Annotated in this window: 15 protein-coding genes; 10 read left to right on the plus strand and 5 right to left on the minus strand. The window is 68.8% G+C overall.

The features are described from left to right. The first annotated feature begins 191 nt into the window (after positions 1 to 191). Together ASG43_RS14825 and ASG43_RS14830 are read left to right on the plus strand one after the other, a co-directional pair. Positions 192 to 383, plus strand: coding sequence for a hypothetical protein (locus ASG43_RS14825; protein ID WP_056506459.1), 192 nt, complete (start codon positions 192 to 194; stop codon positions 381 to 383). Positions 384 to 495: 112 nt separating this feature from the next. Further along, complete coding sequence (locus tag ASG43_RS14830) at positions 496 to 744, plus strand: Lrp/AsnC ligand binding domain-containing protein (RefSeq protein WP_056506462.1); 249 nt, start codon at positions 496 to 498, stop codon at positions 742 to 744. A gap of 111 nt (positions 745 to 855) precedes the next feature. On the opposite strand, the gene ASG43_RS14835 is transcribed toward ASG43_RS14830, so the two are convergent. The 3 genes from ASG43_RS14835 to ASG43_RS14845 form a co-directional block, all read right to left on the minus strand. Continuing rightward, a complete protein-coding gene (locus ASG43_RS14835) occupies positions 856 to 1,677 on the minus strand; it encodes a ferredoxin--NADP reductase (RefSeq protein WP_056506466.1) in 822 nt (273 codons plus the stop codon). Between the two features lie 140 nt (positions 1,678 to 1,817). Next, entirely contained in the window at positions 1,818 to 3,122 is a 1,305-nt protein-coding gene (pncB, locus tag ASG43_RS14840; protein WP_056506468.1) for a nicotinate phosphoribosyltransferase, read from the minus strand. Positions 3,123 to 3,319: 197 nt separating this feature from the next. Further along, positions 3,320 to 3,511 (minus strand): hypothetical protein, encoded by a 192-nt coding sequence (locus ASG43_RS14845; protein ID WP_156386718.1) that lies wholly within the window; start codon positions 3,509 to 3,511, stop codon positions 3,320 to 3,322. Positions 3,512 to 3,765: 254 nt separating this feature from the next. Here ASG43_RS14845 and ASG43_RS14850 point away from each other — a divergent pair, with 254 nt between their 5' ends. Then, positions 3,766 to 4,104, plus strand: a complete 339-nt coding sequence (locus ASG43_RS14850) for a PepSY domain-containing protein (protein ID WP_056506474.1) — start codon at positions 3,766 to 3,768, stop codon at positions 4,102 to 4,104. Positions 4,105 to 4,186: 82 nt separating this feature from the next. Here ASG43_RS14850 and ASG43_RS14855 read toward each other — a convergent pair whose 3' ends face one another. After that, a complete protein-coding gene (locus ASG43_RS14855) occupies positions 4,187 to 5,188 on the minus strand; it encodes a cation diffusion facilitator family transporter (RefSeq protein ID WP_056506477.1) in 1,002 nt (333 codons plus the stop codon). 200 nt (positions 5,189 to 5,388) lie between these two features. Continuing rightward, positions 5,389 to 5,517: a hypothetical protein gene (locus ASG43_RS23755; protein WP_280137219.1), complete on the minus strand. Its 129-nt coding sequence runs from the start codon at positions 5,515 to 5,517 to the stop codon at positions 5,389 to 5,391. Here ASG43_RS23755 and greA point away from each other — a divergent pair. The 7 genes from greA to ASG43_RS14890 all read left to right on the plus strand — a co-directional run bounded on the left by greA (position 5,516) and on the right by ASG43_RS14890 (position 11,791). Continuing rightward, positions 5,516 to 5,986 carry a transcription elongation factor GreA gene (greA, locus tag ASG43_RS14860; protein WP_056506478.1) on the plus strand — a complete coding sequence of 157 codons (471 nt, stop codon included), beginning with the start codon at positions 5,516 to 5,518 and terminating at the stop codon, positions 5,984 to 5,986. The genes ASG43_RS23755 and greA overlap by 2 nt on opposite strands. 518 nt (positions 5,987 to 6,504) lie before the next feature. Then, positions 6,505 to 7,179, plus strand: coding sequence for an aldolase (locus ASG43_RS14865; RefSeq protein WP_056506482.1), 675 nt, complete (start codon positions 6,505 to 6,507; stop codon positions 7,177 to 7,179). A gap of 135 nt (positions 7,180 to 7,314) precedes the next feature. After that, a complete protein-coding gene (gene modB / locus ASG43_RS14870) occupies positions 7,315 to 8,016 on the plus strand; it encodes a molybdate ABC transporter permease subunit (protein WP_156386719.1) in 702 nt (233 codons plus the stop codon). Positions 8,017 to 8,046: 30 nt separating this feature from the next. Beyond that, positions 8,047 to 9,156 (plus strand): molybdenum ABC transporter ATP-binding protein, encoded by a 1,110-nt coding sequence (gene modC / locus ASG43_RS14875; RefSeq protein WP_056506488.1) that lies wholly within the window; start codon positions 8,047 to 8,049, stop codon positions 9,154 to 9,156. A gap of 136 nt (positions 9,157 to 9,292) precedes the next feature. Beyond that, positions 9,293 to 9,712 carry a LysR family transcriptional regulator gene (locus tag ASG43_RS14880; protein WP_244488106.1) on the plus strand — a complete coding sequence of 140 codons (420 nt, stop codon included), beginning with the start codon at positions 9,293 to 9,295 and terminating at the stop codon, positions 9,710 to 9,712. Positions 9,713 to 9,782: 70 nt separating this feature from the next. Further along, complete coding sequence (locus ASG43_RS14885) at positions 9,783 to 10,982, plus strand: DUF3095 family protein (protein WP_056506490.1); 1,200 nt, start codon at positions 9,783 to 9,785, stop codon at positions 10,980 to 10,982. Next, positions 10,979 to 11,791, plus strand: a complete 813-nt coding sequence (locus tag ASG43_RS14890; RefSeq protein WP_056506494.1) for a potassium channel family protein — start codon at positions 10,979 to 10,981, stop codon at positions 11,789 to 11,791. Before ASG43_RS14885 ends, ASG43_RS14890 begins: the two co-directional genes overlap by 4 nt. Positions 11,792 to 11,918: the final 127 nt, after the last annotated feature.

The following is an 11,918-nucleotide window of genomic DNA, read 5'->3' on the forward strand; positions in this document are numbered from 1 at the left end:
TTCACTATTTTGACAGTTTGACTCGAATGCAGGCCATTCGGAGTCCGATTCGGGCGCTGATTGCGCTATGGTGCCGGTGTCGACGAGGCGCCCGGACCCGACATCAAGGGTCGTCTCTCGTCGCGGCTCGAACGATCCATCGAAGAGGCTTCGGCTGCGGTCCGCGCGGCCTTCCGGAGAACGAAGCGCCCATGACGAGCTTCCCGGCATTGCGCCGAGACTTGGCCGACCCGACGACGGACGACGAGGAACGCTCGGCGGTCGAGGGTCTCGTCCTGCCGCTTCTTCCGAAGCCGAGCCGGGCCGCCTTGGCCGTTCTCGCCTTCTTCGCGCGATCCGAGCCCCTTCATCTCATCACGCCGACGAGCCGCTTCCTGCACTGACCGCGCCCTTCGTCCGCGCACGGCCGCCTCGCGAGAACGAAACGTGCATCGTCTCCCGCTTGACCCCGGCCCCGCCGCGCGTCACTTCGGAGGCCCCAAGCGGAGCTTTCCGATGCAGACGATCTTCGTTCAGTTCAAGTGCCGGCCGGGCCGGGCCTATGCCGTGGCCGACGCGCTCGTCGGCGACGTCGAGGAGATCTCGGAGGTTTACTCGACCTCCGGCCAGTACGATCTCATCGCCAAATTCTATCTCGAGGACGGCCGCGACCTCGGCCATTTCGTGACCGAGCGCCTGCAGGTTCTCGAAGGCGTGTCCGACACCTTCACCACCGTCGCCTTCAAGGCCTTCGGCGGGAGCTGAGTTCGGCGAGCCGGCGCGCCGCCAATCAACGCACCCTCCGTCGACGCGCCCTCGATCGACGCGTCCTTGATCAAGGCGCCCTCCGTCGACATGCCCTCAGTCGACATGCCCTCAGTCGACGAAGGCACGCTCCACGACGAAGGTGCCCGGCATGGCGTTCGAGCCTTCCACGAGGCCGAGCTTCTCGCACAGCGCCTTGGTGTCCTTCAGCATGTCCATCGAGCCGCAGATCATCGCGCGGTCGGTCGCGGGATCGATCGCGGGCAGGCCGAGATCGGAAAAGAGCTTGCCCGTCTCGATCAAGGTCGTGATGCGCTCGCCCCTCTGCTCGCCTTCTCGCGTCGCGGAGGAATGCAGCAGCAGCTTGTCGCCGACGAACTCGCTCATCAGCTCGTCCGCCTTGATCTCCGCGACGAGATCCTTCCCGTATTGCAGCTCGTCGATCGTGCGCGTCGTGTGCGTCAGGATGACGGTCTCGAACTTCTCGTAGGTCTCGGGATCGCGGATGACGCTCGCGAAGGGCGCGATGCCGGTGCCGGTGGAGAAGAGGTAGAGGCGCTTGCCCGGAATCAGCGCGTCGTGGACGAGCGTGCCGGTCGACTTCTTGCGCATGAGCACGGTGTCGCCGACGACGATCTTCTGGAGATGCTCGGTCAGGGGGCCGTTCTCGACCTTGATCGAGAAGAATTCCAGCTCCTCGTCCCAGGCCGGGCTCGCGATCGAATAGGCGCGGAACACCGGCTTCTCCGCGTTCGGCAGGCCGATCATCACGAACTCGCCAGAGCGGAAGCGGAACCCGTCCGGCCGCGTCATGCGGAAGCGGAAGAGCCGGTCGGTGTAGTGCTGGACGGCGGTCACCGCCTGCGCATAGACGCCGGCCGGGATGGGGAAGGCCGGCGCGGCGGGCGAAACGGTCTGGGCTTCAGCGGTCATCGAAGGCGGACCTTCCGAAAGGGAGTTCAGGGGTCCCGCGCGAACGGGCGGGCTCGGCATCGTCTGCCAGGCACGGACGGTCGGGACGTATCACGCGAGGGTTTCGGCGGAAAAGGCGGCGAGCGCGAGAAAATGCGTTCTCAAACCCGGACGTCGCGGAGAAAATTCTGCGAATGGCCGAAGACGCGGCGGTAGCGCTCGATCTCGGCCGGCTCGCCCGTCGCCTTGGCGGGGTTGTCGGACAGCTTCACCGCCGGCCGGCCGTTCGCCTCGGACACCTTGCAGACCAGCGAGATCGGCTCGAGCGCCCGCCCGCCATCCGGCGACAGGCCGCGGAAGTCGTTGGTGAGATTGGTCCCCCAGCCGAAGCTCATGCGCACGCGCCCCTCGAAGTGGCGATAGGCCGCGACGATGCCGTCGACATCCATCCCGTCGGAGAAGACGAGCAGCTTCTCGCGGGGATCGACGCCGCGCGAGCGCCACCAGGACAGGATCGCCTCGCCGCCCTCGATCGGCGGCGCGGAATCGGGGCGAAAGCCCGTCCAGTGCGCCACCCAGTCCGGCGCATCGCGCAGGAACGCGTCCGTTCCGAAGGCGTCGGGCAGGACGACCAGAAGGTTGCCGCCGTAATGGCGCTGCCATTCCTCGAGAACCGCGTAGGGCGCTCGGCGCAGCGCCTCGTCGTCCCGCGCCAGCGCGGCCGCCACCATCGGCAGCTCGTGCGCGTTCGTTCCGATCGCCTCGACATCGGTGTCCATGGCCAGGAGAACGTTGGAGGAGCCCAGAAAGCGGTCGCCGAGCCCCTCCTTCAGTGCTTCGACGCACCAGCGGTGCCAGAGAAAGGAATGCCGGCGCCGCGTGCCGAAATCGGAGATGCGCAGATCGGGCAGCGTCTGCAGGCGCTCAACCTTCTCCCACATGCGCGACTTCGCGCGGGCATAGAGAACATCGAGCTCGAAACGGCCGAAGCTCTTCAGCGCCGCGCGCGAGCGCAGTTCGTTGATGATCGCGAGCGCCGGGATCTCCCACAGCGTCGTGTCGGTCCACCGGCCGTGGAAGGTCAGTTCGAACTGTCCGTCCACCCGCTTCAGCTCATAGTCGGGCAGCTGGAAATCGGCGAGCCAGGCGAGGAAGTCCGGTCCGAAGATCTGGCGGGAGCCGTAGAAGGAGTTACCGGCGAGCCAGATCATCTCGCGCTTGGAGAAGCGGACGGATCGCGCATGGTCGAGCTGCGCGCGCAGCTCCGCCTCCTCGATCTCCTCGGCGACCTTGACCGCCTTCGTGCGGTTGATCATGGAGAAGGTCACCGCCGTGTCGCGGTGGAGCCGCCAGATCATCTGCAGCATCAGGAGCTTGTAGAAGTCCGTATCGAGCAGGGACCGCACGATCGGGTCGAGCTTGAACGTGTGGTTCCAAACCCGCGTCGCGATATCCGTGATCGCCATGGCGCCATTCCCCGCCGGACGATCGCGACCTCGTCAGGAGGATCCCGCCCGTCCGGTTCTTGCCGGCCGCGCCGGTTTTCCCGCGCCTTCCTAGCGGAGGACGGTCTGATCAGCCAAGCGGAAAGGCGGCGCTTGCGAGGGAAAGCCGGGGCGGCCCGGTTCGCGGCGTGGCCGATCGCCCCACCCGGCCGTTCGCCTCACTTGGCATCGGCGTCGCGGGACGGCTCGTCGTCCGACCGCAGCACGTCGCCCGCGCCCCCCTCGCCCTGCAACTGGTCGAACAGCCGGCGCAGATCGTCCACCGATGCCTGGTCGGTCACCACGGACAAGCCCTTGGCCACGCGCTCCAGGTCTTCGAGAAAGCTCTGGTCGGATGTCTGGTCGGTCATGGAGACCTCCATCTTGGTCGCGGACGGCGTCGGTTTGGACATGGTGTTCGGTCGAAAGCTCCTCAGCGTCCCCGGAGTCAAACAGAACTTTCCCGTTGCGGCAACCTTCGGCGGGGCGCGGACCGGACATCGGGCGCGTCCCGGGTTCAGCCAGCCTCCCAAGTCGGCCGTTATGGAACCAAATCCGCCACCGCCGGTTCTCGTCGTCAACAAGTCGTCGGGGCGGGGTCCGCTCCGGACGTAGGAGAACTTCCATGAAGACCATGTCGAAGATGATCGGCCTGCTCGCCCTTTCGGCGGCGGCTTTCGCAACCCCCTCGATGGCGCAGACCCTGTCGATCGGGCCGGACGGCGTGCGGGTGCTCGAGGAGCGGCCCGGCCGTCCCGACCGTCCGGAGCGCCGCGACGACCGTGGCCGCGGCGAGGTCAGCGAGCGCGAGGCCGTCCGGATCGCGCGCGGCGAGGGGCTGCGCGAGGTCGAGGACGTGCGTCGCACCCGCTCATCCTATCGCATCGAAGGCCTTGATCGCCGTGGCGACGACATCCGCGTCGATGTCGATCGCCGCAGCGGAGCCGTGATCGACGTTCGCTGACCGACGTCATCGTCGGATTAAAGCCCCGTCCGGCCTGCCGGGCGGGGCTTTTTCATGCGCCTGTCCGCCAACCGAACGGCGTTCAGGTCGCCGGTCCGCTCGTCGAGGCCGTCGCCGGCCGGTGCATCTCGGCAGCCGCGGCCCCGGCGACCGCCCGGGCCCGCTCCGCGAAACGGCCCGCCGTCTGCGGCTTCACGAAGAGTGTCGTCACTTCCGGCACGTCGGTCTTCAGCGCCGCCTCGATCCGGTCGACGGCGGCTTCGATCTCCGGCGCCGTCGCTTCATCCTCGAACTCCGCACTGATCGAGGCGACGATCTGGTCGGGACCCAGATGCACGGTCACGACGCCGTTCGCGCTCTGGACCGCAGGGTCGCGCTGCGCGATCTCCAGAATCCGCCGCTGGACCGCGACGCTCGCGGGCTCGCCGAGGAGAAGCCCCTTGCTCTCGCGCGCCAGAAACACGGCCGTGGCCGCCAGAACCAGCGCGATGCCGATCGAGGCGGCGCCGTCGAGTTCCGGAATGCCCAGCATCTCGGCCGAGAAGATGCCGACGAAGGCGATGGCGAGGCCGATCAGCGCCGCGCTGTCTTCGAAGAGGACGGTGAAGGTCGTCGGGTCCTTCGAACGCCGCACCGCCTCGAAATAGCCCATCCGCCCCTTCTGCCGGCGGAATTCCTTGAGCGCGACGAACCAGGAAAAGCCTTCGAAGGCGAAGGACAGGCCGAGCACGGCATAGGTGATCCCTGAATTCGTGACCGGCTCGGGATCGAGAATGTGGACGACGCCCTCGTAGAAGGAGACGCCGGCGCCGAGCGAGAAGACGAGAAGCGCGACGATGAAGGTCCAGAAATAGATCTCCCGCCCGTGGCCCAGGGGATGCGTCACGTCGGCGGGCCGCGCGGCGCGCTTCAACCCGTAGAGAAGGAGGATCTCGTTGAAGGTGTCGACCAGCGAATGGACGCCCTCCGAGAGCATCGCCGAACTGCCGCTATAGGCGGCGGCGGCGAACTTGGTGACGGCGATGAGGAGATTGCCGGCGAGCGCGGCGTAGATGACGCCGGTCGAACCCGAATGCGATGCCATGATGGAGACCCCCGGCCCGCACGCTGCGGGCGACTGAACGGCAGACATAGGGGAACGCGGGACGACGGCAGGGGCGCCGCTCGCGCCCATCGTGCAGCCGGCCACGCGCCGCCGCACGCGGCTCCTCGGCTTCCGGGAACGACGACGGACCGGCGCGACGCCGCGTCTCCATGTGCCGACGTTTGATTTCGCGGGCGGGATCACCATGTCCCGGTGACGAGGACGACGATCCCCGCCGCGCCCCGGCCGGTGCCGGGATCGTCGCCCATCGACAACGAGAGCGCGAGGCGATGATCCTCGGCGCCCAGAGACCACGGGATGGAACCCATGAGCGTTGCCTTCGTCAAGGAACCGAACGAGGATCAGGTCGAGACCCTGCCGGACCGCGACCTCGGCACGGACGTCAATCTCGTGACCCCGCGCGGCCTCGTCCAGCTCGACGCCGAGTTGCAGCGACTGGGCGACGCGGTGGAAACGGCCCGCGCGGCCGGCGACAAGATCGCCCTCGCGACGTTGAACCGGGATCTGCGCTATGTCCACGCCCGCCGCGCCAGCGCCGAGCTCGTCGAGACGCCGTCCGACGCGGCCAGCGTGCACTTCGGCAGCCGCGTGACGATCGAGCGCGACGACGGGCGCCGGCAGGTCTTCGCCATCGTCGGCATCGACGAGGCCGATCCGACCCAGGGCCTCGTCTCCTATCTCGCTCCGCTGGCCCGCGGCCTCCTCGGCAAGACGGTCGGCGACACCGTCACCGCCGGCGCGAACGAGGCCGAGATCGTCAAGATCGAGATCGCCTGACCCGTATCCTCCAGGCGTCGGACGGGATCGATCGGAGCGTCTACGATCCGAAGATGCACATGACGACGGCGGCGGAGACGCTTACGTAGAACGAAACCGGCATGTCCGTGATGATGGCGAGAAGGTCCATCTCTTCCTCCCGTTGCTCGCGGGCGCAGGACGCCCCTGGAACAATCAGCGGAGGCGCGGTGCGAGATGCGGCGATGCAGCCATTGCGCGTCCTCCGTCGTATCGAAGCCTATGCCCCTGAAGCGTCGTGTCAATCGTGCAGCGCGGCAGGATTTTCTTGCAGTTGCAGCATCTTGCGCCAAACGAGGAAGCAGCCGCGGTCGCAGGTCCGCGTGGAAAAGCGCCGTCGCACGGCAAGGACGCGGACTTGAACAAGAGCAGAGGCTGCGACGCGTCGACGGTCGTCGCGGGCTCGATTTCGCGTCGGCCCGGGGGGTAGAACCAAGGGATCGATCGTTCGCGGCGTGAGACGAACGGCTCGAAGCCACCGAGGATGAAAGGGTGCCATCATGTCGGAAAGCGGTCTGCGCGAGGAGATCTGCCGCTTCGGGCGCTCGTTGTTCGAGCGGGGTCTGACGCCGGGTTCCTCCGGCAACATCTCGGTGCAGCTGGAGGACGGCGGCTGGCTGGTCACGCCGACCAACGCCTCGCTCGGCTTCCTCGATCCCGCCCGCATCTCGCGGCTCGACCCCGCCGGCCGTCTCCTCTCGGGCGATCCCCCCACCAAGGAAATCCCGCTCCACGCCGCGCTCTACGAGACGCGCTCCAAGGCGCGCGCGATCGTCCATCTCCATTCCACCCATTCGGTGGCGCTGAGCATGCTGCCGGAGATCGACCCCCGCGCCGTGCTGCCGCCGATGACGCCCTATTATCTGATGCGGGCCGGCGCGACCGCGCTCGTCCCCTACCACCGGCCGGGCGATCCCGCGGTCGCCGACGCGATCCGAAGCCTTGCCGGACGCTATTCTTCCGTGCTGCTGGCCAATCACGGCCCCGTCGTCGCCGGCGCCAGCCTCGAAGCCGCCGTCTTCGCGACCGAGGAGCTGGAGGAGACCGCCAAGCTCTATCTGCTGCTGCGGGGTCTCAATCCGCGCTATCTCTCGCCGGATCAGGTCGCCGACCTCAACCGCCATTTCGGACTGGAGCCGCCGGACGAGGAAGGACACGAGGGGCACGATCACTGACGCCGCGGGCTCTTTCCTTCAAGAAAGCGAGCTAAGGGAAACGAGCGGTCCCGATGCCTCGCGCGCCCCTTCCGCTGCCCGTCGTTTCGCGATATCCGACGGGATCGTTCGTCAGCCCCGCCGGAAGGACCCATCCTGGAGACGCTCGCTCTGTCCCCCGAGGAATGGACCGCCGTCCGCCTGTCGCTGCGGGTGGCGACGGTGGCGACCCTGGCGAGCCTGCCCTTCGCCCTCTTCATCGCCTGGCTGCTCGCCCGCAGGCGCTTTCCCGGCAAGGCGCTGCTCAACGGCATCGTCCATCTCCCGCTCGTCCTGCCGCCCGTCGTCACCGGCTATCTCCTTCTTCTCGCCTTCGGCCGGCGGGGACCGGTCGGGGGCGTCCTGGAAGCCTATCTCGGCCTCGTCTTCTCCTTTCGCTGGACCGGGGCCGCGCTCGCCTCCGCCGTCATGGGATTTCCCCTGATGGTGCGCGCGATGCGCCTCTCCATCGAGAGCATCGACCGCCGGCTCGAGGATGCCGCGAGCACGCTCGGCGCCAATGCCGCCTTCGTCTTCCTGACGGTCACCCTGCCGCTCGCCCTTCCCGGCATCGTCGCCGGTCTGATCCTCGGCTTCGCGAAGGCCATGGGCGAGTTCGGGGCGACGATCACCTTCGTCTCGAACATTCCCGGCGAGACGCAGACGCTGCCCGCCGCCATCTACACGTTCACGCAGGTTCCCGGCGGCGAGACCGGCGCGCTGCGCCTGACCCTCGTCTCGGTCGCCATCTCCATGGCCGCCCTCCTCGTCTCGGAGGTCCTGGCCGCGCGCGTCGGGCGTCGGGTTCATGCGGCATGAACGGGCGGTTGGCATGACGGGACGGGCGGCATGAGCATCTTCGTCGACGTCGATCACCGTCTCGGCGGTTTCCATCTGTCCGCTCGCTTCGAAAGCGCCGGCCGCCTCACCGTCCTCTTCGGGCCTTCGGGCTCCGGCAAGACCTCGCTGGTCGATCTCGTCGCCGGCCTCGCCCGTCCCGATCGCGGCCGGATCGAGATCGAGGGAACCGTTCTCCTCGACACCGCGCGGAGCTTCGCCCTGCCGCGCCACAAGCGGCGGATCGGCTACGTCTTCCAGGATGCGCGCCTGTTTCCGCACATGTCCGTGCGCCGCAACCTCATCTATGGGCGCTGGTTCGCGGCCCGAGGCGAGCGAAACGCCTCCTTCGGGGACGTCGTCGAGCTTCTCGGCCTTCAATCCCTTCTCGACCGCGCGCCCCAGCGCCTGTCCGGCGGCGAACGCCAGCGGGTCGCGATCGGCCGGGCGCTCCTGGCGAGCCCCCGGCTTCTCCTGATGGACGAGCCGCTCGCGGCGCTGGACGAGGCGCGCAAGCAGGACATCCTGCCCTTCATCGAGCGCCTGCGCGACGACGGCCGCGTTCCGATCCTCTATGTCAGCCATTCCGTGCCGGAGGTCCTGCGCCTCGGCACCGATCTCGTCGCCCTCGACGCCGGGCGCATCGTGGCCTTCGGTCCGCCCGCCGAGGTCCTGCGCCGGCTCGACCTTCTGCCCGCCGGACCCGGCCTCGAAGACGGCCGCTTCCTCGACTCCCTCGTCGTCGCGCAGCACGCGGCCGACGCGCTGACCGAACTCGCCTCGGCGGCCGGACCGATCCTCGTGCCCCGCATCGAGGCGGCGCACGGCACGCCCGTGCGCATCCGCATCCTCGCCCGCGACGTGCTTCTGGCGCTCGAGCCACCGAAGGGGCTCAGCGCCCTCAACATCCTCTCCGCCACGGTCCGGAGCGTGCAGCTTCGGCCGGAGGCCGGGGCGGACGTCGTCCTCGATGCCGGCGGCGCCGAGATCCTCGCCCGCCTCACCCGCCGCTCCGCCGAGGCGCTCGGCCTTCGTCCCGGCCTTCCCGTTCACGCCATCGTCAAAGCCGTGGCGTTCGACCGGTCGGCCCCCTCCGCCGCGGCGGAGACGGCCGGCGCATGAGCGTGGAGACCGGTCTTCGACCGGCTGCCGGCTGTCCCGACGGTTCAGCCGCTCGAACCTTTCGGCGGTCCATCCACCCGTCCGATGCGTCGCCGGACCTCTTGACCGCGCCGGTTCGGCCTCCGAAGGATGCAGCGTGACCGACGCCATCCAACCCCGTGTCCCGCCCGCGCCGACCCGCATCTCCATCCGCCTCGATCTGGAGGGTGGCCGAAGGCTCGGCCCCGGCAAGGTGCAGCTTCTCGAAGCGCTCGGCCGCGAGGGCTCGATCGCCGGCGCCGGCCGCACCTTCGGCATGTCCTATCGCCGGGCCTGGTTGCTCGTCGATGCCTTGAACCGGATGTTCGCCGAGCCCGTGGTGGAAACGCGCGGCGGCGGGCGGAACGGCGGCGGCGCGGTTCTGACCCCGACCGGCGAAGCCGTCATCGCGCTCTATCGCGCGGTCGAGGCGAAGGCGCGCGAGGCCGCACGATCCGACCTCGCGGCGCTCGAGGCCGTCCTCGCGCCCGTTTCGGTCGGAACGTCCGCCGCGTCGCCGGAGACCGGAACGCGATGAGCGTGGGGAACGAGGCATCCGTCCGGCGTCCGCAGCCGTTTCTTCCGGGAGCCGATCGAGGAGACGGGCCATGACGAACGACGATGCGACAGGCGCCGGCTTCTATGCCGGCCTCCCCGCGGTGGACAGCTTCGCCGATCTCGCGGACCCCGCGGCCTATCGGCCCGTGCCGGCCGGCTGGGTGCTCGGCCTCGCCGACATCGTGCGCTCCACCGATGCGATCGCCGCCGGACGCTACAAGCAGGTGAACACGGCCGCCGCCGCCGTCATCGCGGCGGTGTCGAACGCTCTGCCCGGCGTCCAGATCCCCTTCGTCTTCGGCGGGGACGGCGCGAGCTTCGCCCTCGCCCCCGAGCATGCCTTGACCGGGCGCACGGCCCTGGCGCGCACGGCCGCCTGGATTTCGGAGAACTTCGATCTCGACCTTCGCGTCGCCATGGTCGAGGTGGACGAGCTTCGCCGCGGCGGCCACGATCTCCGCCTCGCCCGCTTCACGCCGACGCCGGACCTGTCCTACGCCATGTTCTCCGGCGGCGCCCTTGCGCATGCCGAAGCGCGGATGAAGTCCGGCGACGTCGCCATCCCGCCCCTCGACGACGGCACGGGCCCCGATCTCACCGGCCTCACCTGCCGTTTCTCCGAGCAGCGGGCCAAGAACGGCGTGATCCTGTCCCTGATCGTCATGGCGCCCGACGGCGGCGACGAGGCGCTGTTCCGGCAGACGGTGACCGATATTCTCGAACTCGTCGACGGGGAGGTCGATGCGGGGCGGCCGGTGACGAACGCCGCCGCCGCGCCGGACCTCGCCTGGCTGACCAACGGCTACCGGACGGAGGTGCGCACCTCCGGCGCCCGCACCGGGCGCTCGCGCCTCGTCTCGGCCGTCGCGGTCGCCCTGCGCACGCTCCTCGCCTATGTCGCCTTTCGCCTGAAGCTGAGCCTCGGCGGCTTCGATCCCGAGCGCTATCTGCGCGAGTTCGTCGGCAATTCCGATTTCCGCAAGTTCGACGACGCCCTGCGCATGACGCTCGACTGCATGCCGGCGACGGCCGACCGCATCGAGGCCCTGCTCGTCGCCGCGAACCGACGCGCGCCCCTCGCCTACGGCCTCCACAGGCAGGACGCCGCGCTCGTCACCTGCTTCGTGCCGGCCCCGAGCCGCAGCGACCACGTCCATTTCATCGACGGCGCCGCCGGCGGCTACGCCATGGCCGCCCAAGCCATGAAACGCGCGCGCGCCGCCGCGCCCCGGCCGGGAAGCGCCGCATGATCCTCGACACGGTCGAGCCCGCCCCGCCCGAGAACGCCAGCCGGCTCGCCCGGGTGCGCGCCGCCTGCGCCCGCGTCTATCATGGCAAGAGCCGGCGGGCGCAGCGCTTCCAGACTGCGATCATCGTCATTGATCTCCTGACGATCGCCTTCTTCGTCGCGACGCCCGCGCTGCGCGACACGGCGTCCTTCCTCTGGGTCGATTCGATCCTGGCGCTGATTCTGGCCGCCGACATTCTCGCCCGGTGCCTCGCCAGCCGGAACGCCTGGCACTGGCTTCGCCGTCCGACGACGCTCGTCGACCTCGCCATCCTCGTGACGCTGCTCTTCCCCTATTGGCTGATCAACTTCAGCTTCCTGCGGATCCTGCGCCTCTGGTCGATCTCGCGCTCCGGCATCATCTGGCTGCCGCTGAAGCGCCACGGCCTGCAGCGCTGGGAGGAGGCGGGGCGCTCGATCGTCAACCTCGTGACCTTCCTCTTCGTCGCCACCGGTTTCATCTACACGTTCTTCTTCCGCACCGGCTCCGGCTTCACCGGCTATGTCGACGCGCTCTATTTCACGGTGGCCACCGTCACCACCACGGGCTTCGGCGACATCACCCTGCCAGGCCCGGCGGGAAAGCTCACCTCGATCGTGACGATGCTGATCGGCATCTCGCTCTTCGTGCGCCTCGCCCAGTCGATCTTCCGGCCCTACAAGGTCGACTTTTCCTGCCCGCGCTGCGCCCTGTCGCGTCATGAACCCGATGCGGTCCACTGCAAGGCCTGCGGATTTCTCCTGAAGATCCCCGACCACGACGACGACTGATCCGGCTGGGCCGGATCCGGTCCCGGCATCGCCCGCGACCCCGCGCCGCGCCGCGCCGTCCGGAGGTGCAAAGGTGCAAAGCTTTCAAGGCGCAAGGTGCCGAGAGGTGCCGGCCGGGCCGCCTGCA

Source organism: Aureimonas sp. Leaf454 (genome assembly GCF_001424685.1).
Lineage (GTDB): Bacteria > Pseudomonadota > Alphaproteobacteria > Rhizobiales > Rhizobiaceae > Plantimonas.

Excerpts from the sequence above, each read along its gene's own strand:
- ASG43_RS14825 (WP_056506459.1), top strand. The coding sequence starts at position 192 with ATGACGAGCTTCCCGGCATTGCGCCGAGACTTGGCCGACCCGACGACG.
- ASG43_RS14830 (WP_056506462.1), top strand. The coding sequence starts at position 496 with ATGCAGACGATCTTCGTTCAGTTCAAGTGCCGGCCGGGCCGGGCCTAT.
- ASG43_RS14835 (WP_056506466.1), bottom strand. The coding sequence starts at position 1,677 with ATGACCGCTGAAGCCCAGACCGTTTCGCCCGCCGCGCCGGCCTTCCCC.
- pncB (WP_056506468.1), bottom strand. The coding sequence starts at position 3,122 with ATGGCGATCACGGATATCGCGACGCGGGTTTGGAACCACACGTTCAAG.
- ASG43_RS14845 (WP_156386718.1), bottom strand. The coding sequence starts at position 3,511 with ATGACCGACCAGACATCCGACCAGAGCTTTCTCGAAGACCTGGAGCGC.
- ASG43_RS14850 (WP_056506474.1), top strand. The coding sequence starts at position 3,766 with ATGAAGACCATGTCGAAGATGATCGGCCTGCTCGCCCTTTCGGCGGCG.
- ASG43_RS14855 (WP_056506477.1), bottom strand. The coding sequence starts at position 5,188 with ATGGCATCGCATTCGGGTTCGACCGGCGTCATCTACGCCGCGCTCGCC.
- greA (WP_056506478.1), top strand. The coding sequence starts at position 5,516 with ATGAGCGTTGCCTTCGTCAAGGAACCGAACGAGGATCAGGTCGAGACC.
- ASG43_RS23755 (WP_280137219.1), bottom strand. The coding sequence starts at position 5,517 with ATGGGTTCCATCCCGTGGTCTCTGGGCGCCGAGGATCATCGCCTCGCG.
- ASG43_RS14865 (WP_056506482.1), top strand. The coding sequence starts at position 6,505 with ATGTCGGAAAGCGGTCTGCGCGAGGAGATCTGCCGCTTCGGGCGCTCG.
- modC (WP_056506488.1), top strand. The coding sequence starts at position 8,047 with ATGAGCATCTTCGTCGACGTCGATCACCGTCTCGGCGGTTTCCATCTG.
- ASG43_RS14885 (WP_056506490.1), top strand. The coding sequence starts at position 9,783 with ATGACGAACGACGATGCGACAGGCGCCGGCTTCTATGCCGGCCTCCCC.
- ASG43_RS14890 (WP_056506494.1), top strand. The coding sequence starts at position 10,979 with ATGATCCTCGACACGGTCGAGCCCGCCCCGCCCGAGAACGCCAGCCGG.